Raw genomic sequence first — 26,408 nt, 5'->3', positions numbered from 1 at the left:
TCACTGTACTGCTGGATAAGTTGATGAGCGCCATGCCAATCCTGTTCGCGAATTTTATCCAGTGCTTGCAGATGTATGACGCTCATTGGTTTCCTCGATATTTATGACTGCCAGGTAGCACTACCCAGCATCAGCAGACTACCCACGACGGCGAAAGGTGATGTTACTACCACAAACAGCAGCTTCATCAATTCGCGGAAAATATAGATGGTATCAACGATATAACCCATAGCAAAACTCCTTTGTAGTTCATGGTTGAATTATAATGCGCGACTGTGACGGACAAATGACATGATGATGACCAACCTATGAATTTGCTTGCCCTTGATACCAGTACTGAAAGTTGTTCTGCTGCAATCACCATTAACGGTGTGTTGTATCAGCAACAGCAAATGACTCAGCGAGGACATTCGACCTTAATATTGGGGATGCTCGATCAGCTTTTCAAGCAAGCTGATGCCTCAATTGCTGATATTGATGCCCTGGCATTCGGTAGGGGCCCTGGTTCGTTTACCGGTGTGCGAATTGGTGTCGGAGTTGCGCAGGGAATTGCATTTGCTCGTGAACTTCCGGTCATCCCCGTTTCAACCCTTGCTGCTGTTGCTCAGGCTGCTTTTGATGCTTTTGGGCATCAAAACATAGCGATGGCCATGGATGCCCGTATGGATGAAATCTATGCAGCCTGTTTTCAGGTGAAAGATGGTTTTGTGACGCTTATCGATGATGAAAAAGTGTGTACTGCTAAACAGTTTTTTCCAGCAAATGCCGAAAATTGGTTTGGCGCAGGTAATGGCTGGCAGGTTTATGCTGAGATGTTGCAAGCTAACTTTTCTGAACAATTGATTGACCAGCAAGCCGATATTTATCCGGGTGCAGCAACGATTCTCAAACTTGCCGAACAATTTTATCTGCGTGGTGAATTTGTCAGTGCTGATAAAGCTTTACCAGTGTATCTGCGGAATAATGTTGCTAAAAAGAAGGCGCAACAGGGATGATCAAAAAAGCCGATAACCTATTCGCCTCACCGCTGAAGCAAATGGTGGACTTTCGCTTTGATGAACGCGTGGTGGACGTGTTTCCTGATATGATCCAGCGCTCGGTACCAGGCTATGGCACCCTGATTTCCAATATCGGCATTCTGGCTGCTCGTTATGCTCAGGAGAACAGCAGTTGCTATGACCTGGGGAGTTCCTTAGGCGCAGTTACCTTATCAATGCGCCAGCGTATTAAGGCGGAAGGTTGTCAGATTGTTGCTGTTGATAATTCGGCAGCAATGATTGAACGGGCAGAGAAAATTATCGCGGCGGATAACAATCGGGTACAGGTTGAGCTGCGCTGTGAAGATATTAACCAGACGCTTATTGAGAACGCCTCGGTAGTGGTAATGAATTTCACCTTGCAGTTTATTGCCCCGGCTTTACGGGATGAGTTAATTGATAAAATCTATCAGGGCCTGAAACCGGGTGGCGTATTTATCCTGTCGGAAAAACTGGCTTTTGACAGTGCTGAGCAACAGACTTTTTTTACTGATGCACACCACGATTTCAAACGTGCCAATGGCTATAGTGATCTGGAAATCAGTCAGAAACGCAGCGCGCTGGAAAACGTATTAATTCCCGAAACTCTGTCAACACATCAACAACGCCTTAGCAACGCTGGTTTTTCTCGCAGCGAATGCTGGTTTCAGTGTTTTAATTTTGCCTCTTTGATAGCATTTAAATGACCGTATATGAACCGTTTTATCGTTGGCTTGAATCTGTTGGACAAGTTGACTGGGCCAAAAAACTGGCCAAATTTACCGATCAGCGACTGGCTGATGATTTTCATGGCAAGATGCCGTTATGGCAAAAAGCGTTGGCGGATTTACCTTCCATAAAGCCTTCCGCTATAGAACTGCAACAACAGGTGACAATAGGCTCAAAAGAAGATTTGTCGGCTTATGATAAATCTGCGTTTATAGAGCAGATCAAAACCTTTCATCCCTGGCGCAAAGGCCCGTACCAATTATTTGATATACACATTGATACTGAATGGCGATCGGATTGGAAATGGGATCGCGTATTACCGCATCTCAGTTCTTTACATGGCCGAAAAGTTCTGGATGTTGGTGGTGGCAATGGTTATCACGGTTGGCGCATGGTGGGTGAGGGCGCACAGATGGTAATGGGGATTGATCCGACATTGGTATTCAGCATGCAATATCAATTTATGCAGCACTTTATTCAAAGTGAAAAGCATTTTGTTTTACCGATTGGTATTGAACATATGCCTGAAAAACTGCGTTTGTTTGATACGGTGTTTTCCATGGGCGTTTTATATCATCGCCGTTCACCGTTAAACCATTTGATGGAATTACGTCAATGTCTTCGTCCGGGTGGTGAGTTGGTCCTGGAAACGTTAATCATTGATGGGCAAGAAGGCATGAGTCTGATACCAGAGGAACGTTATGCCAAAATGCGTAATGTCTGGTTTATTCCATCAATTCCGACGATGTTGTTATGGTTGCGAAAATGCGGTTATAAGAATGTGCGCTGTGTAGATGAAAATCTTACGTCACTGCAAGAGCAGCGGGCAACAGAGTGGATGACATTTGAATCGTTAGCGGATTTTCTGGATCCTCAGGATGTGCATAAAACCATCGAAGGCTATCCGGCACCAAAACGAGCGGTATTTATTGCTGATGCGCCATGAAGTAGGTTTAATTTAAGAATCTGTTTTTAATTTAAAAAGCCATTGAGCTGGGTGACACTGAAATCCATTTACCACTTCGATGCTGGCATGCATCCAGCGATTTTTCCTGTACGTCATCACCGTTTTTGATTTCTAATTGATAAGCAAGGCAGGGGTAGTGACCGTAAGAGTAACTACGCAACAGCTGGATTTGATATTGAATGCCAGTATGGTGATTAATCCAGCTATGTTCGGCCTCAAAATCATTAGATGAAAGAACTTCCTGGGTTTTATCAAGATCAATCGTGGTCATTGCGGTGTCGGTTTCAATACCTGCTTCGACGCCTGCTAAAAGATCCAGTGAGGCATGAGCGGTTGGTATTAAAAGCGCCACGAGGAGTAACGGGTAAAAACTATTATGCCAAATACGATTCAATGTGCATTCCCATCTTTGGTAGAAGTCCATTAGAAACCGAAATATAACATCCTTCAATAAGTAAACTATCCTTGTTTATGCAGGATATTTTTCCTTTAAATCCATAGGTTTATTTTTTTATGCTTAAAAATCTACTTAAAAAGTCGTTAGTTTAGTGAACGACATATTGTATTTTCCACAATAAGACACTGTGTTTACACTATAAGCTCCAGTGAAAACCATAATTTTATGCATTTTCATCATCAGCCACGACATTGAAAGAACCATCCGCATTTACACTCACTGAAAATTCGATTGGTCGGCAACAGACAAAGCAATCCTCAATATATTGTTGATAATCCACACTGGCATCCAGTAAAACTTCAATGGTTTCACCGCAATAGGGACACATTACGGATTGTTCCTGTAAAGCTTGCATCACCATGCTCCAAAATTGTTTATTATCGTTAAGAAATGTTTAGGCATGCATTAGTTCAATCTGTAATGTATTAAATATATTTTTATGTAAGACGTAGGGCTTGTTGGTCTTTCATATGCGCCAATAGTGGTAGCTCTGAAAGACCAACTAGCCCTAAATTGGGAACCGCATGATGCAACAGGCCATAAAACAAACCCTTACTGCTTTTCTTATAAGTTGGCGTGCACAATTCAATAGCCGTCCTGTAATGTCTATCCTCCTTCTGCTATCAATCATTGCGATTGCAGGCTTGTACCTGATGAACTTGCTATATAAGCAATCCACTGTTGATCCACAGTTTTTAAAATGGGCCCTTATCGGCGGTGGTGTAGGGGCCTTATCAACGGCGCTCGGTGCTGCTCCGGGCTTAATCGTGAAAAAACTTTCAGCAGTAACTGAAGATACTATGCTGGGCATGGCTGCAGGTATGATGTTAGGTGCCAGCTTTTTTTCGTTGATTTTACCGGGGATTGAAGTCGGCACTGCATTGACGGGAAATGCTGTCAGTGGTGTGGCTATCATTATTTTTGGCATGATTGGCGGAGTGGTTTTGATGCTAGGGCTTGATTATTATCTGCCGCATGAACATCAACACCTTGGTCCATGTGGAGCAGGGCATCAACAGGTCGGTCGGGTTGGACTGTTTGTTTTGGCGATTGCCTTGCATAATTTTCCGGAAGGCATGGCAATTGGGGTAAGTTATACCAATGGTAATCTGGCGGTTGGTATTCCATTAACCGCAGCAATTGCCTTACAAAATATCCCCGAAGGTCTTGCGGTGGTATTAGCGTTACGCCGCATCAATATCCCTGCTGGAAAAGCCGTAGCCATTGCTGCAGCAACCGGTTTGATCGAGCCGGTTGGCGCCGTGATGGGTATATTTCTGTCCAGTGGTTTACCGGTTTCCTATCCCTTAGGGTTGGGTATTGCCGCCGGCGCAATGATATTTGTCGTATCGCATGAGGTCATACCGGAAACCCACCGTAACGGACATCAGACGAGAGCGACCGTGGGATTAATGGGGGGGCTGTTTGCCATCATATTGATCGATACCCTATTGGGTTGAGTTGCCATACTCAAACAGATAACGCCGGTCACCCAGACCAATGCCCTCGGCTATTTGGGTGAAACCGGCCTTTCGATAAAACGCCAATAGTTCAGGGTAGTGGGCGACAGCATCTAATTGGATGGTACGTCCATTAATCAGCTCCAGACAATGCTGCAGCAGAAGCCGTCCATAACCCGATTGCTGATGCTGTGGATGGACAGCCAGTTGAGTCAGATAAAAGTCCGCTACCGGCACATCTGGCCAGCAATCGGCATAATAATTGGCAGGTTTAATGCCTAAAGCGACACAACCTGAAACCTGTGAATCCTGTTTAAGAATATAAACCGTCTTCTGTAACAGATTCTGCCGGACGGATTGTTCATCATAAACACCCAACCAATGTGTCATACCCTGCTGATACATATGATTTGCACATGCCGTTAACAGTCTGACAAGTGAAGGAATATCCTGCTGGCAAGCGAGTTGAATTTGTGGCTTCATACTATTCATAAAGTTAATTAATTGGCCAGATCAACATGATGACGCTAATCGTCACAGCGCCAATAAATAAATTCATCGGAATCCCTACTTTTAAAAAGTCACGGAAATGATATCCCCCCGGACCATACACCATTAGATTTGTCTGATAGCCAAGTGGAGTTGCAAAACTTGCTGATGCCGCCATCATAATGGCAAACACAAATGGTTCATTATGCAGTTCAGCTTTAGATGTTAATTCCAGCACAATCGGCAACATTAATACCGCAGCTGCATTGTTGGTAATGACTTCGGTCAGCACAGATACAGCGATGTATGTCATCACCAGCATTAACCAGGGTTGATTCTGGCTTATTGCAACAATACCGCTCGCTACCACATCAGCAACCCCTGTCTGCTGCAGTGCCACACCTAAGGCAAACGAAGCCGCAATGGTCAGAATTACAGTCAGATCCAGACTGCGCTCAGCCTGACTCACAGAGCAGCACCCTGTTAATATCATTAATACTGCACCTATCAATGCAGCATTTAACATGCTAATTACACCAAAGCCAGCGGCGGTGACCAGAGCGATCAGAATAATCCAGGCGATTCCGGCTTTATCGTGATTCGGGGATTCTTTTCCAAGGTCATTAATCAGCAAGAAATCTTTGTTATAACGTTGTCGACTTACAAAAGCTGGTCTTGCTTCCAAAAGTAACGTGTCTCCAGCTTTTAAAACAATATTGCTTAAGTTGCCGGCAATACGTTCTCCATTACGTGCAACGGCCATTATCACCGCACCATATCGTTGCCGAAACTTTGCATCGCGGATAGTTTCTCCAATAGCTGCACAATGGGGTGAAACCACTGCTTCAACCAGGCTGCGCTCAGGACGATCTGCTGAAAACACACTATCTTCAGCATCTGTAGTGGAAGCAACAATACCGCGGATTCTTAAAAGATCTGTAATCCCTTGGGTATCTCCCGCAAATACCAGCCGGTCTCCACTTTGCAGACGCTGTTCCGGTGTGACGGCTGTCAGCAATGTCCCATTGCGCTCGATTTCGACAAGATAAACACTTTTTTGCTCGCGTAGACCTGCTTGCTGAATGCTCTGTCCCACTAGTGGACCATTGGATTCAACCATCACTTCCAGGGTGAATTCCCGAACATTTTCGAATGCATGACTTTTACCGATATCCGGTAGCCATTTGGGAAAAAATAACCACATGAAAATCAGTCCGCAAATGGCGACCGGTAATCCAATAATGGTGATGGAAAATATTGAAAAACCGGCTTCTCCGGTCAGTGACTGATATTGCCCATTCACTACCAGATTGGTACTGGTGCCAATCAAGGTTAATGTGCCTCCCAAAATGGCCGTGTAGCTGAGCGGAATCATAATTTTCGACGGACTGATATTGATCCGTTTGCACCAGGCCAGAATGCCTGGAATCATTGTCGCAACAACAGGAGTATTGTTTAAAAAAGCACTGAGGAAAACGACCGGAGTAAAAATACGCAAATAGGATTTTCGGATGGTTTCTGGAGAACCCAGAAAAGATTTCACCATAATATCCACACCACCAGAAGCATGCAGACCTGCAGCGACGATAAACATCGCTGCAACAGTAATTAAACCGCTATTACTAAAGCCTGCTAATGCTTGTTCTGGACTTAGAATGCCAGTTGCCAGTAATACTGTGAGAGCAGTAATCATAGCGATATGTGGGCGAACACGGCTGAATACCAACACTAGTAAAACACTAGATGTCACGATTAACGTAAACCAAGCATCCAAAGACATTTTATCGCCCAAGTCATATTAAAGGCGACTATCATCGCAAGAAATCGATATAAACAGAATTAATAAATATGTATTTAAATATTATGTTTAACGATATTAGTTATCCTATTGCTGAGGGACTTTTTTAATCTGCGAAATATCATAACCCTGCTCAGCAAGCAGTTTCAGCATTTGTAGATAATCCTGTTCAGGAATTTGCGGTGTTCTGGCCATTATCCAGACATAATCGCGTTTTTCACGACCTATAATTGTCTGGGTGTAATCGTCATTTATGTAAACAATTCGGTAGTCGGCTTTGATAGGCCAGATAAACTGCATACCCCAAACGGCGTTAGATTCGTCATCCAGGATAAAGCCTTTGGGATGATATTGTTTTAGTTCGCCATCAAAGCTGCCTTTATTGAAAGTAAAGGTAGTGGCAATCGTGCCATCCTCATTTAATTCATAGGATTCAACAGCATTGTGTGCACCTTTTTCAATAAAGGTAGGAATATTGGCGATCACATACCAGTCCCCCATAAAGCGTTTTATATCTACATTATTTTCGGTACGAATCGGTTTTGACATTGACTGACATCCTGCTAAAAGCGTGATAAACAGCAACAGAGATAATTTACGACCAAACATCGACATCCCTCCTGAATTAGAGATGTCGATGATCGAATGTCAGTTGTGAATCAAATGTGAAGAAGGCTTCCAAAAGTACTGGGAAGACTTAATTAGGACTTGTTCTTAATGAGTTGTTTGAGTTCTTCAAGCTGCGCGGATAAGTCTTCTATGGTCATATCATTTTTATGTGCTTCTTCATGTTCTTCAGCACGTTCCTGTTCCATCACATTGACGACAATACCAATCAACATATTGAGAAAGGCAAAAGTATTGAGGAAGATGAATACCAGATAATAAATCCAGCTAAGAGGATACACTGCCATGGTTTCGTACATGACATCAGTCCAGTCCTCAAATGTCATTACCCGAAACAACGTCAGCATTGAGACAGCAATATCACCCCAAAGAAAATCATTTATCCCTTCGAACAGCGTGGTGCCGATAGCGGCAAAAATATAGACGATAATAAACATCATCAGGGCCACATAACCCAGCTGTGGCAAGGCTTTGAGCAGAGAGTTGAGCAAATGGCGAAGTTCGGGGATTACCGATACCATCCGTAATACCCTAAAGATACGAATCAACCGGGCGACGTAAGCCAGTTCACTATCATTGACCGGTATCAAAGATACCGCGACGATAATAGTATCGAACACATTCCAGCCACTTTTGAAAAAATCACGCTTATTGGGTTCTGCCAGAAAACGAACGCTTATTTCGACAACAAAAAAGATGGTAATCGCATAATCCAGCCAGTCGACTAAGCGCAGAACTTGCAGGGGGATTTCATAGGTTTTGACCCCCGTTACCATGGCAGAAAACAAAATAACGCTGACCACGATAATTTCGAACAAACGATTTTGTCGCAGTCGTTCTAACTTATGTTGAAAATTGATCGGAGAGGGTGCAGTGGTTTGCATGAATAACGGCCAAAGAGACAATCAAGGCCGCGATCATAATCGGAATTTCTAACGGGGCAAAGACGTTTATTTGATTAAATCAGACAGTCTGTCATTCACTATCTGTCAGATTGTTGATTAACGTCATTATGACCTTTTTATTAGCCTCATTCAGACCACGAAACAAACCGAGTAAACGTTGCTCCGAATCGGAAATCGTAAATTGTTTGTCCGCAACTGCGCGGTAAGCACCCCGATTGATGTTAGCGGCAACAGAATGCTGGCGATGTTTTTCATAATCCTGAAACAATCTCATGACAATTTCCAGATTGAGACTGATTTCATGTTGATGGCTGAAATCACGCAAGCGGTTTTTTAAATCATCGGGAATGCGCAACCCAAAAGCCTCAGTATAAGTACTGGTAGGGTGATTTAGCAGAAAATCTCGCACAGCTGTTTTGCCGAAGCGATGCGTGAGACTGTTTTGTAATAAAAACAATGCCTCACTGGTCGTGCTCCGATTGTGCTGTGTTGCCTCAGAACGTAGCCAAGACATAAGCTCAGCAGGCAGTCTGAGGCCAAAAGGTCCTTTTCTCGCGCTCATTATCTAAAGAGTGTAAACAGTTGTTATTGACATAGTTAGTTACCATCTGTAGTTTCATTACCACTGGTATCTATCACCACGGTATTAGATCTGGCCAGTGTTGCTCAGTACACGTGAAAGGCCTGTGAACAGGACTTATGCAGCTGACGGAACGAATGACTAAAAGATCAACGTTAAGGACAAGGCACGTAGTGTGAGAAACACATTATTAGAGAATGCTTTCAAATTCGCACATGAAGGCATCGTCATCACGGATGAGCACCAGAACATTGTTGATATTAACGAAGCGATGCAACACATCACTGGCTACTCCCGTTCTGATCTTATCGGCAGCAAACCACAAATCCTTAGTGCTGAAAGCCAAAATAAAATATTTAATCAGTCTCTATGGCAGTCATTGCAGCGCAATGGTTTCTGGCAAGGCGAAGTGTCCAATAAACGCAAAGATGGCACGCACTATATAGCCAAGTTTAGTGTTAAACGAATCAATGCCCATGGCAAAGTGTTTTACTTGGGCCATTTAAGCGATATCACCACCGACAGAAAGTATCGAGCTGTTCTTTCTGATCTGGTTCTTAATCGAAATTCACATCAGATCCTCAACAAAAACCGGCTGGAAAATGAATTCCGTCACATGAGTTCTCTGGCAGACCAGATGAATGAAAAACTGGTTGTGGCCTTTATGGACCTGGATGAGTTCAAAACTATTAACGATATTCATGGCAAGGTTACAGCTGATCAATTATTGGAACAGGTGCCGGAAAGAGTTCGAACTGCGCTGAAGGAAACCGATAGCATCGTGCGCTATGGTGGCGATGAATTTGTGCTGATTATCGGTGGTCTTGCCAACCATGCTGCTGCCACAGAGACCATTAACAAAGTTCTTTCAGCCATATCGCTTCCCTTTATCATCAATGATGTACCGATGATGATTACAGCTTCAGTAGGCTATACGCTCTATCCCGAAGATAAAGGCAGTCTGGACACATTAATCCGCCATGCTGATCAATGTATGTATAAAGCCAAGCTGGATGGAAAATCTACCGTGTTTGCTTATGATCCCGGTGAGGAAGTTCAGATCACCGAGCGTAACCAGCAACTGCGGGAAATTGCGACTGCAATAAGTGAAGATCAGTTTGTTCTGTTTTATCAACCCAAGGTGACGCTGAGTACCGGGCATATTTTTGGCTTTGAAGCCTTGATTCGCTGGCAACATCCCAAACGCGGTCTGCTGTCTCCTGATAAATTTATTGACCAGGTTTATGATACTGAATTGGAAGTTAGTCTTGGCCAGTGGGTTATCCGTCAGGCATTAAAACAGCTCGCAGCCTGGCAACATGATGGCCATAACTATCAGCTGAGTATTAATCTCACTGCATATCACTTATCGACAGCAGACTTTTTTGACTGGCTGAAATATCAGATACAGCATTATCCTGGCCTTGACACCAGTCGCTTCCAGATTGAAATACTGGAAAGTAATCGGTTAAGCGATTTGAGTCTTATCAGTAACGTGGTCGAATTCTGTAAATCAGAGTTCGGCATTACCACGGCACTGGACGACTTTGGTACCGGCTATTCATCGTTGACCCATATCCGGGTTTTACCGGTAGATGTTGTCAAAGTAGATCAGACATTTGTCAGACGAATGTTGAGCGAGCCTGAGGATTGTAAGATTGTAGAAGGTGTTATTGCGTTGGCACAGTCGTTCAATATTCAGGTCATTGCCGAAGGTGTTGAATCTATTGCCCACGGTGAAGTGTTATTGGCAATGGGTTGTAATCAAGCACAGGGATATGCGTTAGCCAAGCCTTTGCCTATTGATCAACTGATGAAGTTTTTAAGCTCATATCAGCCGTTCAGGCAATGGTGTTCGCAATCGGGTCTATTGAAAAACCATAAACAGGCCCGACTCAGTCTGTTTTATTTTTATCTTAAATACTGGTTGCATCAACTTCAGGAAAGATTGTTTGCTGAGCCTGAGATTAAAACCGAGTGGCCTATAACCCAACTATCCGATACTCATTGCGGAATTTGGCTTGAAAAGGCCCGATATCATCATTACCTGGACAATGCCACGCTTGACCAGATCAGCCAATTTCATCATTACATCTTTCAATCTGGAAATGACTTACTGGCCAGTTATCTAGCCGGAGATGTTCATGCCAGCCGAGCAGGATTCAATGCTCAGGAAACCACGTTCCAAACCACACTTTATGAATTATATGTCCTGATCAAACGGATGTCTGAATAACAATTCTGTTTTAAATGGTTGACAGTTGCCGCGGTTATTGAAATGATATGATATATCATAATTTGTGAGGTGAATGAAAAATGAAAGATGATTTGGCCGTAGCCTGCTCAGGTGCTTGCATGATCCATTGCTTATTGACTCCGATAGTTATTGGCTTTGGCACAGCTGGACTGTTAGGGGACTGGTTTACTTCTGAATGGGTGCATAAGGTAATGCTCGCTCCGGTGATCCTGCTGGCGATTCTGAGTTTGCCGGGAGCTTATCGCAGACATAAAAATCATTGGCCTTTATTACTTGGCGTAATAGGGCTTTCCACCATGGTTTCAGCATTAATCGGTCCGGAAACTCTGGAAACATGGATCACACTGAGTGGTGGGCTGCTGGTGATTACTGCCCATCTGTGGAACAGAAATCTGTCACTTCGACTTCTTCCTGCTCATCAAGGAAATGCAAATGGATGAAAAGGATTTATTAGCGGCTTCCGAGACCGAGTATATGAATGCTGAACAGTTGGCTTTTTTTGATCATAGGCTGCAGCAGCTCAGAACTGAAACCCTCGATGAGATATCTGCAGTAAAAAACCAAATGCTGGGTAACAGCCAGGTCAGTGATGTGCTGGATAGGGCGCAACAGGAAGAAGAGTCGCAAATCGCTTTGCGTATTGCCGATCGAAAACGTCAGTTGATTCCAAAAATTGATGCAGCACGACAACGTATTCGCAGTGGTGAATATGGTTATTGCCTGCAAACTGGTGAACCGATCGGCATTGCTCGTTTGCTGATACGACCGACTGCCGAATATTGCACCGACGCTAAAACGATTAATGAACAAAGAGAAGGGTTTTATGAACACAAATCTAGATAAACGCCTACCAGTTACTGTGTTATCAGGTTTTTTAGGCGCCGGTAAAACCACCGTTTTGAACCATATTTTGAATAACCGCGAAGGTCGAAAAGTAGCGGTTATTGTCAATGATATGAGTGAAATCAATATAGATGCTCAGCAAATTCAACAGGATGTACAACTCAATCGCGCCGAAGAGAAACTGGTCGAAATGAGCAATGGCTGTATCTGCTGCACCTTGCGGGAAGATCTGTTGATTGAGGTTCGTCAGCTGGCAGCAGAACAACGCTTTGATTATCTGGTTATTGAATCAACCGGTATTTCCGAACCGTTGCCAGTGGCAGAGACGTTTACTTTTGCTGATGAAGAGGGAGAAAGCCTGTCACAGATTGCCCGTCTCGATACCATGGTGACTGTAGTGGACGCGGTAAATTTTCTAAGAGATTTTAATGAGGCCAAACAACTGCAGGAAACCGGGGAAAATCTGGGTGAAGAGGATCAGCGAAGTGTGGCTGATTTGCTGGTGGATCAGGTTGAGTTTTGCGATGTCATTTTGATCAGCAAAACTGATTTATGTAGCACGGAACAATTAAATGAACTGACTGGCATTTTGAAAAGCCTTAATACTGAGGCAGAGATAATTTCGATAGAAAATGGCCAGATCCCGTTAGATAAAGTATTAGGCACGCAGAAGTTCAGTTTCGAAAAAGCCGAGCAGGCAGCCGGTTGGCTGAAAGAAATGCGTGGAGAGCATATTCCCGAGACTGAAGAATATGGCATCAATAGTTTTACTTATGTCGCCAGACGTCCTTTTCATCCACAGAAATTCTATGAGTTTCTGCATCAGGATTGGCCCTGTGGCAAGTTAATTCGCTCCAAAGGCTATTTCTGGCTAGCCAGCCGTCCCCAGTTTGCTGGCCAGTGGAATCAGGCTGGTGGTATTGCCCGCTATGGTTTTGCCGGCATGTTCTGGAAAGCTATTCCCGAAAATCGCTGGCCACAGGATGAGGAGAGTCAAAAGACTATCAAGGAAAACTGGCAGGAACCGTTTGGTGATATGCGTCAGGAACTGGTGTTTATTGGTCAGAACTTAAATGCTGAAATGGTCACAGCAGAACTGGATGCCTGTTTATTGAATGACAGTGAATTATTGTCCGGGAAGCAGCTATGGGAGACATTGCCGGATCCTTTCCCAGCCTGGGAGACAGCTTGAAATGAATCAGAGTGCTATAGCCTTCAATCCAGTATTTGAGCACGTGCAGACAGCAGATTCGCCTTTAGTGATGACCTCAATTTATCAACCGCATATCAATCTGGTTATTTGGCAGCGTCAATTGCAAAAAACACTGCAGGACTATATTGATGCATTAACGCAAGGACTCAATGCGTTACAATTACGCACAATAATTGCTCCGGCTGAAGTCAGTGAGTGGCTTGGCGGGTTATTACCCGAGGATCCACGACGTCATTTATTTATTGATGACGTCAGTCAGCTAGTGGAAATGTATGCAGATCTGTTCGATTTAAATGTTGTAGGCTTGCGCCTCAGCCTGATAAACGAGACTATGTGCCCGAGATTTCATACTGATCATTTGGCCTGTCGATTGGTCACCACCTATTCTGGACAGGGTAGTGAATGGTTACAGGAAGGCAATGTCGATCGTTCAAAACTTGGCGCGGGTTCAAAGGGAATGGCAGATCAGTTGTCTGGAATATATCAACATCATCAGGACATTCAACAGCTTCAGCAGGGAGAGGTTGGATTATTCAAGGGTGATGGTTGGATTAATAGTCAGGTGAATGGCATTGTGCATCGCTCACCTCATATCAATAAAACGGATAAAAGATTATTACTGACCCTGGATTTTGCCGAGTGATAGGAGACTTTTGAGCATGCGAGTAGCAGCGTATTTAGTAACCCTGTTTTGTAGCTTGAACCTGAGTTCAATTGTCTATGCTCAGGACAAACATCAGGATCATGATGCCGGTCATCGCCATCATGGTGCACATGTGCATGGAATGGCCACACTGGATTTAGTGATGGATGATCACCATTTGATGATGCATTTAAAATCACCATTAATGAATTTTCTGGGTTTTGAACACCAGCCGGAAACAGAACAGCAAAAATCCATTTATCAGGATATGCTGCAACAGCTCAAAATGCTTGCTACCCTTGTTGAGGTTAAGGGCTCAAGTTGTATAGCCGAATCAATCAAAGTCGAAGAACCTTTTGTTGATAATGATGAAGCACAACACGCCGACGTGGATGTCAGCTATTTTTTACGCTGTGAAAAACTTGAAAATATTACCGGATTGAAAATCAATTTATTTGATGTTTATAGTAACCTGGAAAGTCTGCAAGTGCAGATGGTTTTACCGACCGGTCAGCAGCAATTAAAACTTAATCAACAACGTACCTCTATCCGGATCCAGTAATGGCGAAAGTCGATACCAATAAAGTGATGCAGCAAGCTGAACGCAGTTGTGTAGAGCATGGTGTGCGATTAACCAGTAAACGCAAACACATACTCGAAGTGTTGTTGAACGCACAAGCTCCGCGTTCAGCCTATGAAATTGCTGACTTGTATCGTCAGAAAACAGAGGAAAATATTCCAGTCATGTCGGTCTATCGAATGCTGGACTTTCTAATGCAGAATAGCCTTGTACATAAACTGGCATCCAATAATAAATTTATTGCCTGTGCTCATATTGCCTGCTCACATTCACACCAGACACCTCAGTTTTTGATTTGTGATAACTGTCAGCAGGTAAGAGAAATAGGGGTAGACAAGCAACTGATTCATGCACTCGAAGAGAGCATTGAACATAATCATTTTCAGCTTAACAGTCCGCAACTTGAACTACATGGATTATGTGAAACCTGCCAGCAGGATAGTTAACCCTTTTTTTGGGCTTAATAATGATGTGATATATCGTATTTTAAGAATGTTTTGCACCCTTTATAAATAATTGAATCCAGGAGAAATCATGCTGGAAGTGAACCAGTTAACCAAATCATTTGGTAATCGAATTGCCGTAGATAATCTCGACTTTAAAATCGCTTCTGGCGAAGTTTTATGTTTATTGGGGGCAAATGGCGCAGGAAAAACCACTACTTTAAATATGTTATTGGGCTTTACTGCACCAACCAGTGGCAGCGCCACTTTAGAAGGTCAGGACCTCTATCAGCAGTCATCCTCTTGTCGACAAAAAATAATGTATGTGCCTGAAAATGTGAATCTATACCCTCGTTTTGATGCGGTTGAAAACATTCACTATCTGGCGGTGCTGGCCAAAATGAAACTAAGCGAGCAGCAAATCCAAGAGGCGTTAATCAGCGCAGGGCTTAAACAGGCAGATTTTACCAAGCATTTAGCTGAATATTCCAAAGGGATGCGCCAGAAAGTGGCCATTGCATTTGCCTTGTTAAAGCATGCCCGTTTGATATTGATGGATGAGCCGACCTCTGGGCTGGATCCGGTTGCCACTCAGGATTTTATTCAAGTAGTGAATACGATTAAATCTCGCGGTGCGGCCGTGTTGATCGTCACACATGATCTTTTATGCGCTCATCAGCTTGCTGACCGGATTGGCATTATGAAACAAGGTCATTTAACCGATTTAATTACCACGCAAACGTTATCTCTGGAGGCACTTACCCAGCGCTATTTTGATCAGTTTGCAGCTTAAATTGTTGGGGCGATTGTCCCTCTATTACCACCTTGTAGAACAAAAATAGTCTCCAGCGATGGTGGCTATCAAAGTAAAAAAGAACCTAAAGGACTTTACCGTGAAAAAAACACTTATCAGCAGCCTGATTGTGTCTGCTCTGCCGTTATCTGTGGTTGTTGCCGAGACAGATAATGAACCCGCTGCCCGTATAGACCCTTTAGTGGTACTTGGAACTCGTCCGGATTATGCCGATGAAAACCTGGCCGGTTCACAGGATATTATCTCGCGCGAAGAGTTATCCATCAGTCATGTGGATAACACTATGGAATTGTTTACCAAAATTCCGGGTGTTTATTTTGCCCGTTACAATCAGGGCATTATTAATACCGATATTGGTATTCGCGGCTTTGCTGCTGAGGGAAGTACTCCCCATGCCAAGCTGTTAATTGATGGCATTCCGTCCAATCTGCATAACGGCTACAGTGAGATGGATCAGCTGTTTCCTGGCTTTATCGATACGATTCAGGTCTATAAAGGTAACAGCGATCCACGTTATGGTATTTTCAATGTCGCGGGTAACTACAATATTACTACCCGTTCGGATATTGGCCGTGAAGTTGAAGTAACACTCGGCAGTTATAACGCACGTGAAATTCAGGGATATTGGGGAGAACAGACCGGTGCATTGCAGCACAGCTATTTCGCCGGTTACCGTGAATCAGAGGGCTATCGGGATAACTACGATATTGATAAATACAGTGTTGGTGGACGCTGGTTTTATGATTTATCTGATGACACCTCAATCGGCTTTATTGCACGAATGGCCGAGTACGATGCTGATGCACCCGGTTATTTAACCAAGGAAGAAGCACGTAAGCATCCGACCCGATCAGCTGCGTATGCAAGACAGGATGGTGGTGATAAGGAAACCCAATCCTACAGTCTGCATTTTGATACTGCATTACGTGATGATCTGAACTGGTCCGCCAAAGCCTATTACAACTATTATGAGCGTGAGCGCTGGGTGCGCTTTAGTGAAGCTGGTTCATTGGGCAATCGTTATGATGAACAGGATCATTACGGCTTTATATCGACATTGTCCTGGGATATTAATGAGCAGTGGGCCTTGAACTGGGGATTTGATATTGAACGCCAGGATGTGTTGGAGCAACGTTTTGGCACCATCGACAATTTACGGCAACGTGATGCCAGTAATGTATCACGTAACTTTGACTATGACTTTGTCAGCAAAGGTACTTATCTGCAGGTATCTCATGCACCAAATGAGTTTATCGCCTGGAATGCTGCTATACGTGCTGATCAGATTGATGGAGATTTTAAACAACGTAATGCGGCAGATGAGGTCATCAGTAATCAAGACAGTTATGACTATGGAACAATAGTTCAACCCAAATTCAATCTGTTTCTTTACCCAACTGATCAAGTGACTTTATTTGCCAATGCAGGACGCAGTTTCCAGCATCCGGTCAGCAGTAGTGCCTATACTGATGGCGATCGTTCAGCTCGTGATGTATCCATCAATGATGGCTGGGAATTAGGTGTGAAGTGGATGCCAGTCTATAGCCTCGAATTCCGTTTATCTTACTGGGAACAGAAGGCTAAAGACGAGTTTGTATTGGTTGATGGCCTGGCTCGCAATGTGGGTGAAACGCTGCGGCAGGGCGCGGATTTTGGCATGAGCTGGATGGCAACTGACAAACTGACCCTATGGGGTAACTTCAGCACCGTGGATTCAGAAATTCAAAGTCCCGGAGCTGACAAGGGAAATGAATTACGCAGCATTCCTTCCTATACCGCTTCGACGGGTGTTAGCTATCTGTTTACTCCGGCACTGACAGGACGTCTTCACTACGATGCCCAGGGATCGTCTTACATTAATGAAGCAAATGCCGGCGGCAAGTTTGGTAAATACAATCTGGTGAATGCCAGTCTTGATTACGAGACAAGCTGGGGCAATATCAATTTTCAGATTAATAATCTGATGAATGAATATTATGAATACGTCTACGACTTTGGGAATGCTGGCGATCCGGTTGACACCATTCATTCACCTGGTGACGGTATCAATGCCAGCGTTTCAGTGGCTTACAAGTTCTAATCATGATGCAGACAATTATTGAAATTGCACGTCATGAGCTCATTACGCAATGGCGCAGCCAGACCCTGAAAATCCTGTTGCCATTGTTGCTGGTGTTAACGGCATTAATTGCGTTTTCACATTGGCAACAGCAACAGGATTTTATTGAAGCGCAAACCATTTGGCAGCAACAGAATGATGCTGAATGGGATGCTCAGCCAGATCGGCATCCGCATCGTGCAGCACATTACGGCACCATGGTGTTTCGTATCATCTCACCGCTGAGCTTTATCGATAGCGGTGTAAATCCGTTTGTCGGTAATGCTTTATTTCTGGAAGCGCATCGGCAAAACAGCAGCAGCTTCAAACAATATGTCAGTAGCACGGCCTATATGGGACTGGGCTATCTGTCAGGCGCGACGATTATTCTGGTGATCTGGCCTTTGGTGTTGATTGCATTGGCATTTAATAGTGTCAGTGGTGAGCGTGTCCAGGGCACATTACGGCAACTGATCTCTCAAGGGATCAGTGTCAAACAGCTATTAATTGGCAAAACGCTGGCATACAGCCTGATTTCGCTGGTCTTTCTGTTAGTGATTTTTATTATTGCAATAGGCTTTATGCTTCAAACTCAGGTACATGGCAGTGATGTGTTACGCATGGGATCTATGTTTGTTTTGTACCTGTTTTATTGTCTGCTTTGGACCATTACAGTGATATTGTTCTCCAACTGGTGTCGCACCAATCAACAAAGCTTGTCTGCATTGCTGTTGTTCTGGCTGCTCACGGTGATTGTGATGCCTAAAATGGCTTACAGTCTCGCAGAAATGCAATATCCGATGCCGGATCGTGCGGTGTTTGATATTCAAACTGCACAGGAAATTGCCAAAGTAGGTGATTCCCATAACCCTGACGATCCACATTTCTCCGAGTTTCGTGAAAAAGTATTAGCAGAATATGGCGTCTCGCGTATTGAAGATCTTCCGGTGAACTGGCGTGGTGTCGTGATGCAAGAAGGTGAGCGCATTACCAGCGAAGTATTCACCCAACAATATGAAAACTTGATGCAAATTGCTGAGCAGCAAAATCAACTGGTCAGTCATGTAGCGTGGTTTTCACCGTATTTATTAGCCAATAAGTTATCGTCTATTTTTGCGGCGACCAATGCGGGTAGTTTTTTGCATTATGAAAATGCTGCGGAGCAATTTCGTTTTAATTTCATTAAGCAACTGAATCAGTTGCATGCAGAACAAATCGACCATGCCCATGACCGTGAACAAAAAGTCACGAATGAGCAATTGGTAAATCTGCAGCAATTTGATTATCAATCACCTACCTTGCAGAACGAACTGAATCTGATTTACCGGCCTTTATTAATATTACTGGGATGGTTAATCATCGGTGTGTTGTTACTTTCCCGTAGTCGTAATGAGGTTGATTAAGGTGAGATTTATTCAATTTGAATTACGCTTGTTATGGCAGAACAAGCTTTTTAAATGGTTGATGCTAGCCTATCTGTTAGCTGCTGTATTAGCCATTATCTGGGGTCAGATAGGGCTGGAACGGGAATATCAACAGCGGACTATCAGCGAAGTAAATTACCAAGCCGAATTGGCAGACTATCAGGAGGATGCTCCTTTAGTTCCATACGACTCTGGTTATATGAGTTATTACCAGTTTCATCCTGTCTGGCAAAAACCGTCTGCCTGGTCGGCATTGATACATGGTGAACGTAGCGAAGCGGCTACCCATACACGGGTTCGTTTATTAGGTTTGCAAAGCCAATTGAGCAATACCGCGACTGGCAATATTGCTGCTATGCCCATTGGTAAGCTGGACTTGAGTTTTATCTGGATTTACCTGATGCCGTTATTGATTGCGGCATTAAGTTTAAATCTGTTGGCGGAAGAGAAGGCCAGCGGGCGCTGGTCATTACTGGCATCCCAGGTGGCTAATAGCGCTATGTTATTAACTAAAAAAATGCTCATTGCAGCAGGCTTGCTGGCAGTAGTAAATATAGTGATATTACTGGCAGCGGTTGTACTGACGGATATCAGACTGAATGGCTTATGGTGGCAGATTGCAGCGGTATTATTAGCCTACCAACTCTGCTGGTTTTTGATAACCGGCTGGATTATCAGCCTGCAACGCACAGCTATCTTTAACAGTTTGTTATTTATCAGTCTGTGGATTGTATTTGCTTTTGTATTGCCAGGCTTGGCTTATCTCTACCAGACGCAACAACAGCAACCCGCGGAGCATGTCTCAATGCTGTTTGATCAGCGTGAATATATGCATGACAGCTGGGATAAGGATAAACAAGCGGATTTTGATGCCTACCTGCAGGATTATCCACAGTGGCAGACTACCGAGCCGACATTGCAACAACCGTTTGACTGGCGTTGGTATTATGCGATGCAGCATATGAGCGATGTGATTGTGGCGGAGGCTGTGGCGCAGTTTCGTGAGAGTCGCGTTAATTCACACCAAATTGGTAATCAAGTTGCCTGGTTATCGCCATTGATGCGTTTGCAATACAGCATGAATCGTTTCGCCGATACCGATATGTTGGCAAGTCAGGCATTTCTGGATCAGATTGGTGATTATCACCAGCAGTTACGTGACTATTTCTTTACTTTTTATTTTTTCGGCAAACCATTTACGGTTGATGATTTTGCCGATATTCCCCAGTTTGATTATCAGCCAGTCAGCTTTAACAACACATTTAAAACAATCTTTAATTTACTGTTAGTCGGGTTGTTTTTTGTCGGATTAATTTTGCTACAAACTCGCCGTAATTATGACTGAACAAACCTTCAGACTTTTTCAAAAAGCGATACCGACCAATGTGATTACCGGTTTTCTCGGAGTAGGCAAAACCACGGCAATCCAACATTTGTTAAATACCAAACCGGCAGGTGAACGCTGGGCGGTATTGATTAATGAATTTGGCAAAGTGGGCATTGATAGTCAGCTGTTACAGATTGATGATTCTGCTGAAGGTGAAATTACCATTCGTGAAGTGCCCGGCGGTTGTATGTGTTGTGCTGCAGGTTTGCCGATGAAGGTGGCACTCAATCAGCTTATTGGTAAAGCCAAACCCGACAGATTATTGATTGAACCCAGTGGTTTGGGGCACCCGGAAGAAGTTATCGCTGTGCTGTCAGGTGAATTTTATCAATCAATCATTGATTTACATGCCACGCTGACACTGGTTGATGCACGGCATATTGCTGATGCGAAATATCGCGAACATGAGACGTTTCAGCAGCAGTTACAGATCGCCGATCTGATCGTGGCAAATAAGGCTGATATGTATGGTCAGATTGAAATGGATGCTTTAACGGCATACCTGAACGAAATGCATCTTCAGGAACTACCTTTACAGATCGCTCAGGACGCAAAAATTAATCCTCAATGGCTCGAGCCAAACGCTAAATTTAATCAGGTCGTCTGGCAGGAGCAGCCCGAGGTTTTTAAGCTTAATGATGAAACGCAGCCTATTCCTGAGTGTGGTTATTTGTCGTTATCCCAACAGTTGAGTGGTTGGTATAGCTATGGCTGGCGGTTTAAATCAACTTTCTGTTTTGATTACCAAGCTCTGAGTATTTGGCTTAAGCAATTCAAACAGATTCGGCTAAAAGCAGTTTTTCGAACCAGCGAAGGCTTTGTCGCTATCAATCAAGCTGATGACAACTTGATGATTGAAAAACTGCCCAGCCAGCCAGCGGAAAGTCGCATTGAGTTCATTACCGATAAGCCGCTTGATGTACAAGTAATGGAAAACCAATTACTAAGAATATGTGGAATTAACCATGTTAACCCGTCTTAAAAACGCTCGCGTATACGACCCGGTACAAAAGTTAAATGGTGAACTCATGGATCTGTGGATCCGTGATGATCGAATTGTTGATCCCAAAAACATAAGTGATAAAGACTCGGCCATTACCGATGATTTAAATGGGGCCATTACCATGGCGGGCGGCGTGGATATTCACAGCCATATTGCAGGGGGTAACGTAAATACCGCGCGTTTATTGTTGCCCGATCAACACCGCAATCATCTGCAACGACAGGAAAACCTGCCGTTTTATAACGCCCGCTGGTCCAGTTTTGAAACTGGTTATCGCTACACCGAAATGGGTTACAGCATGGTCGTAGAACCGGCGATGTTGCCGGTCAATGCGCCACAAGTACATCGTGAAATGGCGGATATCCCCATCATCGATACAGCTGCGCTGGCGATTCTCGGTAGTGATGATTTGCTGGTATCCATGTTACGAAGTGGTGCCTCACAGGATCAGATTAATGACTATGTCAGCTGGACAATTAACAGCACTCAGGCATTAGGCTTAAAAGTGATTAATGCTGGTGGTTCGCAAGCGTTTAAAGCCGGCGTTGAGCAGTTTGGTCTGGATGATGAAGTGCCTGATTATGGCATCAGCTCACGGCGATTATTAACATCATTGCAGACCGCCGTGCATCAACTGGGTATTCCGCACCCGGTACATGTGCATTGTAATAATTTGGGTGTTCCCGGTAATGTACAAACCGCCATTGATACCATGGAGGCTGCCCAGGGCTTACCCATGCATCTGGCGCATGTGCAATTTTATGGTTATGGCGCAGAGGGTAATCGCGGTTTCTCTTCGGCTGCAGCTCAATTGATGGAAGCGTTTAATCGACATCCCAATATCACCATAGATGTCGGACAGGTGTTATTTGGTCAGACGGTGACTATGTCTGGGGACATCATCGCTCAGTTTTCCCGAAGAGCTGATGCCAGCCCACAGAAATGGGTAATGTGGCATGCTGAAAACGAAGGTAGTGGTGGCATCGTGCCTTATCAATATAAAAAAGCCAGTTTTGTAAATGGATTGCAATGGGCAATTGGTCTGGAGATATTCCTGTTATCCGGCGATCCATGGCGTTTGTTTTTTACTACCGATCATCCCAATGGGGCACCGTTTACCCGTTATCCGGATCTGCTGCATCTATTGATGGATTATGATTTTCGTATGGCCTGTCTGGCAGAATTGGATCCAGAGATTATGGATCTGACTTTGCTCAAAGATCTGAAACAGGAATTCAGCTTATACGATATTGCCATTATGACGCGGGCGGCCCCGGCAAAATTATTGGGCTTGAATGACCGCGGTCATCTGCAGCCTGGCGCTCTGGCCGACATTGCGGTTTATCGAGAGCAGGATGATAAAGCTGCGATGTTCAGGAAGGCGCAATGGGTATTTAAAAACGGTCAGCTGATTATTGAACGTGGCGAGTTTGTGAAGCGTCAATTTGGCCAAACCATGACCGTTAAACCGCATTTTGATCGGCAGATTGAAACCACAGTAAAAGATTACTTTGATCGTTTTTATTCGATGAAATTATCTAACTATGGGATACAAGACGATTTGTTATTTGATCAGCCTGAGCGTTTTTCTGCGATTAACTTATAAAGCACTATTCTTCATACAGCTCAATGTTGTCAGCTGCCATCGAATAGGCTGAAACGGCCACTTCATTTTCGGTGATGCTGGTTGTCAGCGTACCCTCGACCCAATAGGGATCATAAAGATTCTGTTGAGCAACGCCTTCTTTAGAGGTGACATAAATAATCTGATTGGGCGGCGGCGGTGGATAATGGATGCAGGCACCGAAAAAAGGTACTAGAAAGAACTCAGTCACCAGTTGTTGTTCGTTCATTTCGACGGGAACGATAAAACCAGGCAGGCGGATGGGGCGTTGATCGTATTCCGGTTTGACCTTGGCAGAGGTTAATGCCTGTTGATAACGGTCATCTGCGGAGTTTTCCAGTGCCCCGAGTAATTGGCTACTGATTTGATCTTCCATCGAACCATCTTCGATTTCATCAAGATATTCCGGTGGATTCATCAATGCTTCGAGATCGTCATCGGGCATTAAATCAACCCAATCAATAAGTTGGTAATTTTCGTCAGCTGACAGTGGCTGAGTCAATGTCAGGCAAGTGATTATTAATAATGGAACCCAGAATTTTGCAGATGCCAGTTGTGTCATATGACTCCAGAGCGTTAAATTTCGAGCGAAAATGTTATGTTATAACAATTTATAAGCTCTCAACATGATCCATTTTTCAAGCCGGTAAAAAAATGACTAATCGTTATGCTATTCAGATTGATGACTGTCAGTTCCGTTATCAGCAAAACTCAGACAGTGTTGTATTACAAATAGCTCACTGGGAAATTAAAAAAGGCGAAACGGTTTTTGTCTACGGACCTTCCGGTTCGGGTAAATCCACTTTATTAAATTTACTGGCCGGCATTCTGTTGCCTCAGCGGGGCACCATCAAGTTGGATGAGGTAATCCTCAATCAGCTCAGCCATCGTAAAAGAGATGCGTATCGGGCAAGACATATTGGCATGGTGTTTCAACGATTTAATCTGATTCCGTACTTAACGGTGGCCGACAATATTAAGCTGGCCAGCCATTTTTCCAAACAGGGTAAACAGCATCTGCAACAACGCACTCTGGAATTGATGAATGCTTTGCAACTGGATGCCCAGATATTGGAACGGCCGGCATCGCAATTGAGCGTCGGTCAGCAGCAACGGGTAGCGATTGTTCGTTCCTTGATAAATCAACCGGAATTATTAATTGTCGATGAGCCCACTTCAGCATTGGATAGTGACGCACGTGATAGTTTTGTTGATTTGCTGCTGGAGCAGGTAAAAGCGATGCAAGCCACTCTGATCTTTGTCAGCCATGACAGAATTCTGGCACAACACTTTTCCAGACAGTTGGATATACAGTCGTTTGTGGTCGCAGGAGAAAAACATGCTGTTTAAACTGGCGTGGAAAAGTCTGCTCGCAAGACGTGTTAGTGTATTACTGACAGTATTAATGATGATCGTGAGTATCTTTGTGTTACTCAGTGTAGAAACCATCCGTTATCAAGCCAAAGACAGTTTTACCAAAACCGTTTCCGGTGTGGATTTGATTGTCGGTGCCCGTACCGGCCAGGTGAATTTATTGCTGTACTCGGTATTTCATATTGGTGTGCCAACTAATAATATTTCCTGGCAGAGTTATCAGGATATTGCCTCCCGTTCATCAGTTGCCTGGACAATTCCTATTTCACTAGGTGATTCCCATCGTGGCTATCGGGTCATTGGTACCAGCACAGACTTTTTTGAGTTTTTCCGCTTTGGTAATAAGCAGTCACTCGAATTTCAACAAGGAAAAGCTTTTGATGATCATTTTGATGCAGTAATTGGTTCAGAAGTCGCCAAGCAACTTGGATATCAAGTTGATGATGCTATCGTGCTTTCTCATGGAATTGCCAATACCAGTTTTAGCAAACATGATGATAATCCATTCCAAATTACGGGTATTCTGGCCCCAACAGGAACGCCGGTAGATCAATCTGTCTATGTCAGTTTGCAAGGCATTGAAGCCATTCATGCCAACTGGCAGGGTGGGGTGAAAGTACCGGGTACAACTACGCCAAATGTTGAAAATCTGCAGCCGCAAGCCATAACGGCATTTATGCTGGGACTGAATTCTCGGATACAGACCTTTAATTTACAACGGCAGATCAATGAATATCAGCAGGAACCCTTACAGGCTATTCTTCCTGGCGCCACATTGATGTCGTTGTGGTCAATGTTGAGCAGTGTGGAACAGCTACTGTTATTGATTGCTTCACTGGTGCTGTTAGGTGCGCTGATTGGGATGGCCAATATGCTATTGGTTTCAATGCGTGAGCGGCGACATGAATTGTCGGTATTGCGTGCACTCGGTTATCGACCGGGATTTCTGTTTTGCTTATTACAGCTTGAAGCCTTATTAATCAGTCTTGTAGCGGCAGTCGGTGCGTTTATCAGTTTGCAGTTAAGCATGTATGTTTTGAAAGACTGGTTATTGCAGGAATACGGTATTTTACTGACCCGGCTATCAATCCTTAATGAATTTCTGTTTATGTTGCCGATGGTCATGCTTGCCAGTTTTCTGGTCGCCTTAATTCCGGCAGTCAGTGCTTATCGACAGGGATTACATCAGCAATTGAATCTTTGATTTAGATGCGTTGCAACTTTGGAAGATGCTGTTTTAGATGTGATTTAATATCTTCCACACTAGCTGAAAAAACCAGTGCATAAATCTCACGTTGCATGGTGTCGGTAATAAAGGGGTAAATTTCATAACCTTCTGCATAAAGCTCAGCGCGGGCACGGCAGACTTTACGAATTCCCTCAGCAAAGGATTGATTATCTACTGCGGGTAAATTGGTTTCCCCCAATGTCCATTGCTGCTCTGTCCAATGCTGAAAACACCAGTCAGTTAACTGTATCACCGGATCGACTCTTTCCTGCTCGACTTTGTCAGTTTGTTCACCGCAGCCAACCAGGCATAACAGACTGAGTAGCAAAAAATGTTGACGCATATCCAACCCCTCCGGCGTTATTTCGCTATCAATATTGCCTGTTTTGTTTTCAAATACCAACTATTAGGGCTTGTTTATCTTTCCATCTCCGCCTCTGTTGTGAGCT

29 protein-coding genes are annotated in these 26,408 nt (G+C 44.0%); 19 read left to right on the top strand and 10 right to left on the bottom strand.

Annotated elements, in window-relative coordinates; all coding sequences use genetic code 11:
- Positions 1–101 precede the first annotated feature (101 nt).
- Entirely contained in the window at positions 102–230 is a 129-nt protein-coding gene (locus B3M51_RS02430; protein ID WP_014706880.1) for a hypothetical protein, read from the bottom strand.
- Positions 231–308: 78 nt separating this feature from the next.
- Here B3M51_RS02430 and tsaB point away from each other — a divergent pair, with 78 nt between their 5' ends.
- Genes tsaB through cmoB form a run of 3 tightly spaced genes read left to right on the top strand, consistent with a single transcriptional unit; the run spans position 309 to position 2,691 of the window.
- A complete protein-coding gene (tsaB, locus tag B3M51_RS02425; RefSeq protein ID WP_292756585.1) occupies positions 309–995 on the top strand; it encodes a tRNA (adenosine(37)-N6)-threonylcarbamoyltransferase complex dimerization subunit type 1 TsaB in 687 nt (228 codons plus the stop codon).
- Positions 992–1,723, top strand: coding sequence for a carboxy-S-adenosyl-L-methionine synthase CmoA (cmoA, locus tag B3M51_RS02420; protein ID WP_292756584.1), 732 nt, complete (start codon positions 992–994; stop codon positions 1,721–1,723). Before tsaB ends, cmoA begins: the two co-directional genes overlap by 4 nt.
- Entirely contained in the window at positions 1,720–2,691 is a 972-nt protein-coding gene (gene cmoB / locus B3M51_RS02415; RefSeq protein ID WP_292756582.1) for a tRNA 5-methoxyuridine(34)/uridine 5-oxyacetic acid(34) synthase CmoB, read from the top strand. The genes cmoA and cmoB overlap by 4 nt, the downstream gene beginning before the upstream one ends.
- Positions 2,692–2,722: 31 nt before the next feature.
- Here the strand turns inward: cmoB and B3M51_RS02410 are convergent, their stop codons facing one another.
- Both B3M51_RS02410 and B3M51_RS02405 read right to left on the bottom strand, forming a co-directional pair.
- Positions 2,723–3,106: a hypothetical protein gene (locus B3M51_RS02410; RefSeq protein ID WP_292483786.1), complete on the bottom strand. Its 384-nt coding sequence runs from the start codon at positions 3,104–3,106 to the stop codon at positions 2,723–2,725.
- Positions 3,107–3,332: 226 nt separating this feature from the next.
- Entirely contained in the window at positions 3,333–3,524 is a 192-nt protein-coding gene (locus B3M51_RS02405) for a CPXCG motif-containing cysteine-rich protein (RefSeq protein WP_292483784.1), read from the bottom strand.
- A gap of 247 nt (positions 3,525–3,771) precedes the next feature.
- On the opposite strand from B3M51_RS02405, the gene B3M51_RS02400 reads away from it, so the two are divergent.
- On the top strand, positions 3,772–4,629 hold the full coding sequence (locus tag B3M51_RS02400; RefSeq protein ID WP_292756579.1) for a ZIP family metal transporter: 858 nt from the start codon (positions 3,772–3,774) through the stop codon (positions 4,627–4,629).
- On the opposite strand, the gene B3M51_RS02395 is transcribed toward B3M51_RS02400, so the two are convergent.
- From B3M51_RS02395 to B3M51_RS02375, 5 genes are all read right to left on the bottom strand, one after another.
- Positions 4,618–5,112: a GNAT family N-acetyltransferase gene (locus tag B3M51_RS02395; RefSeq protein WP_292756577.1), complete on the bottom strand. Its 495-nt coding sequence runs from the start codon at positions 5,110–5,112 to the stop codon at positions 4,618–4,620. The two genes, B3M51_RS02400 and B3M51_RS02395, sit on opposite strands and share 12 nt — an antisense overlap.
- Positions 5,113–5,125: 13 nt before the next feature.
- A complete protein-coding gene (locus B3M51_RS02390; protein ID WP_292756575.1) occupies positions 5,126–6,898 on the bottom strand; it encodes an SLC13 family permease in 1,773 nt (590 codons plus the stop codon).
- A 105-nt stretch (positions 6,899–7,003) separates the two neighbouring features.
- Positions 7,004–7,465 (bottom strand): lipocalin family protein, encoded by a 462-nt coding sequence (locus B3M51_RS02385; protein ID WP_292756573.1) that lies wholly within the window; start codon positions 7,463–7,465, stop codon positions 7,004–7,006.
- A 152-nt stretch (positions 7,466–7,617) separates the two neighbouring features.
- On the bottom strand, positions 7,618–8,427 hold the full coding sequence (locus B3M51_RS02380; RefSeq protein ID WP_292483758.1) for an ion transporter: 810 nt from the start codon (positions 8,425–8,427) through the stop codon (positions 7,618–7,620).
- 91 nt (positions 8,428–8,518) lie between these two features.
- Positions 8,519–9,010: an Arc family DNA-binding protein gene (locus B3M51_RS02375; protein WP_292483756.1), complete on the bottom strand. Its 492-nt coding sequence runs from the start codon at positions 9,008–9,010 to the stop codon at positions 8,519–8,521.
- Between the two features lie 193 nt (positions 9,011–9,203).
- On the opposite strand from B3M51_RS02375, the gene B3M51_RS02370 reads away from it, so the two are divergent.
- The 13 genes from B3M51_RS02370 (at position 9,204) to B3M51_RS02310 (ending at position 23,339) form a co-directional block, all read left to right on the top strand.
- Entirely contained in the window at positions 9,204–11,264 is a 2,061-nt protein-coding gene (locus tag B3M51_RS02370; protein WP_292483754.1) for a sensor domain-containing protein, read from the top strand.
- An 80-nt stretch (positions 11,265–11,344) separates the two neighbouring features.
- On the top strand, positions 11,345–11,725 hold the full coding sequence (locus B3M51_RS02365) for a MerC domain-containing protein (RefSeq protein ID WP_292756570.1): 381 nt from the start codon (positions 11,345–11,347) through the stop codon (positions 11,723–11,725).
- Entirely contained in the window at positions 11,718–12,128 is a 411-nt protein-coding gene (locus B3M51_RS02360) for a TraR/DksA C4-type zinc finger protein (RefSeq protein WP_292756568.1), read from the top strand. Before B3M51_RS02365 ends, B3M51_RS02360 begins: the two co-directional genes overlap by 8 nt.
- Entirely contained in the window at positions 12,109–13,320 is a 1,212-nt protein-coding gene (zigA, locus tag B3M51_RS02355) for a zinc metallochaperone GTPase ZigA (protein WP_292756566.1), read from the top strand. Before B3M51_RS02360 ends, zigA begins: the two co-directional genes overlap by 20 nt.
- Position 13,321: 1 nt before the next feature.
- Complete coding sequence (locus B3M51_RS02350; protein WP_292756564.1) at positions 13,322–13,984, top strand: DUF1826 domain-containing protein; 663 nt, start codon at positions 13,322–13,324, stop codon at positions 13,982–13,984.
- 16 nt (positions 13,985–14,000) lie between these two features.
- A complete protein-coding gene (locus tag B3M51_RS02345; protein WP_292756562.1) occupies positions 14,001–14,546 on the top strand; it encodes a ZrgA family zinc uptake protein in 546 nt (181 codons plus the stop codon).
- The gene (locus tag B3M51_RS02340; RefSeq protein ID WP_292756560.1) at positions 14,546–15,010 is read left to right on the top strand and encodes a Fur family transcriptional regulator; all 465 of its coding nucleotides are present in this window, start codon (positions 14,546–14,548) and stop codon (positions 15,008–15,010) included. Before B3M51_RS02345 ends, B3M51_RS02340 begins: the two co-directional genes overlap by 1 nt.
- 88 nt (positions 15,011–15,098) lie before the next feature.
- The gene (locus B3M51_RS02335) at positions 15,099–15,800 is read left to right on the top strand and encodes an ABC transporter ATP-binding protein (protein WP_292756558.1); all 702 of its coding nucleotides are present in this window, start codon (positions 15,099–15,101) and stop codon (positions 15,798–15,800) included.
- A gap of 100 nt (positions 15,801–15,900) precedes the next feature.
- Positions 15,901–17,901, top strand: a complete 2,001-nt coding sequence (locus tag B3M51_RS02330; RefSeq protein WP_292756556.1) for a TonB-dependent receptor — start codon at positions 15,901–15,903, stop codon at positions 17,899–17,901.
- A 2-nt stretch (positions 17,902–17,903) separates the two neighbouring features.
- A complete protein-coding gene (locus tag B3M51_RS02325; RefSeq protein ID WP_292483744.1) occupies positions 17,904–19,322 on the top strand; it encodes an ABC transporter permease in 1,419 nt (472 codons plus the stop codon).
- A gap of 1 nt (position 19,323) precedes the next feature.
- A complete protein-coding gene (locus tag B3M51_RS02320; RefSeq protein ID WP_292756554.1) occupies positions 19,324–20,688 on the top strand; it encodes a DUF3526 domain-containing protein in 1,365 nt (454 codons plus the stop codon).
- Positions 20,681–21,712 (top strand): CobW family GTP-binding protein, encoded by a 1,032-nt coding sequence (locus B3M51_RS02315; protein ID WP_292756552.1) that lies wholly within the window; start codon positions 20,681–20,683, stop codon positions 21,710–21,712. Before B3M51_RS02320 ends, B3M51_RS02315 begins: the two co-directional genes overlap by 8 nt.
- Positions 21,696–23,339 carry a formylmethanofuran dehydrogenase subunit A gene (locus tag B3M51_RS02310; protein ID WP_292756550.1) on the top strand — a complete coding sequence of 548 codons (1,644 nt, stop codon included), beginning with the start codon at positions 21,696–21,698 and terminating at the stop codon, positions 23,337–23,339. Before B3M51_RS02315 ends, B3M51_RS02310 begins: the two co-directional genes overlap by 17 nt.
- Positions 23,340–23,343: 4 nt before the next feature.
- On the opposite strand, the gene B3M51_RS02305 is transcribed toward B3M51_RS02310, so the two are convergent.
- The gene (locus tag B3M51_RS02305) at positions 23,344–23,919 is read right to left on the bottom strand and encodes a DUF3299 domain-containing protein (RefSeq protein WP_292756548.1); all 576 of its coding nucleotides are present in this window, start codon (positions 23,917–23,919) and stop codon (positions 23,344–23,346) included.
- Positions 23,920–24,011: 92 nt separating this feature from the next.
- Between B3M51_RS02305 and B3M51_RS02300 the strand changes: the two genes are divergently transcribed.
- The gene (locus tag B3M51_RS02300; RefSeq protein ID WP_292756546.1) at positions 24,012–24,707 is read left to right on the top strand and encodes an ATP-binding cassette domain-containing protein; all 696 of its coding nucleotides are present in this window, start codon (positions 24,012–24,014) and stop codon (positions 24,705–24,707) included.
- A complete protein-coding gene (locus tag B3M51_RS02295) occupies positions 24,697–25,935 on the top strand; it encodes an ABC transporter permease (protein ID WP_292756544.1) in 1,239 nt (412 codons plus the stop codon). The genes B3M51_RS02300 and B3M51_RS02295 overlap by 11 nt, the downstream gene beginning before the upstream one ends.
- Position 25,936: 1 nt before the next feature.
- On the opposite strand, the gene B3M51_RS02290 is transcribed toward B3M51_RS02295, so the two are convergent.
- Positions 25,937–26,302, bottom strand: a complete 366-nt coding sequence (locus B3M51_RS02290) for a hypothetical protein (protein ID WP_292483736.1) — start codon at positions 26,300–26,302, stop codon at positions 25,937–25,939.
- Positions 26,303–26,408: the final 106 nt, after the last annotated feature.

This window comes from Methylophaga sp. UBA2689 (genome assembly GCA_002354555.1).
In the GTDB taxonomy this organism is placed as follows: Bacteria; Pseudomonadota; Gammaproteobacteria; order Nitrosococcales; family Methylophagaceae; genus Methylophaga.
This window is presented reverse-complemented; position numbering and strand designations above follow the sequence as displayed.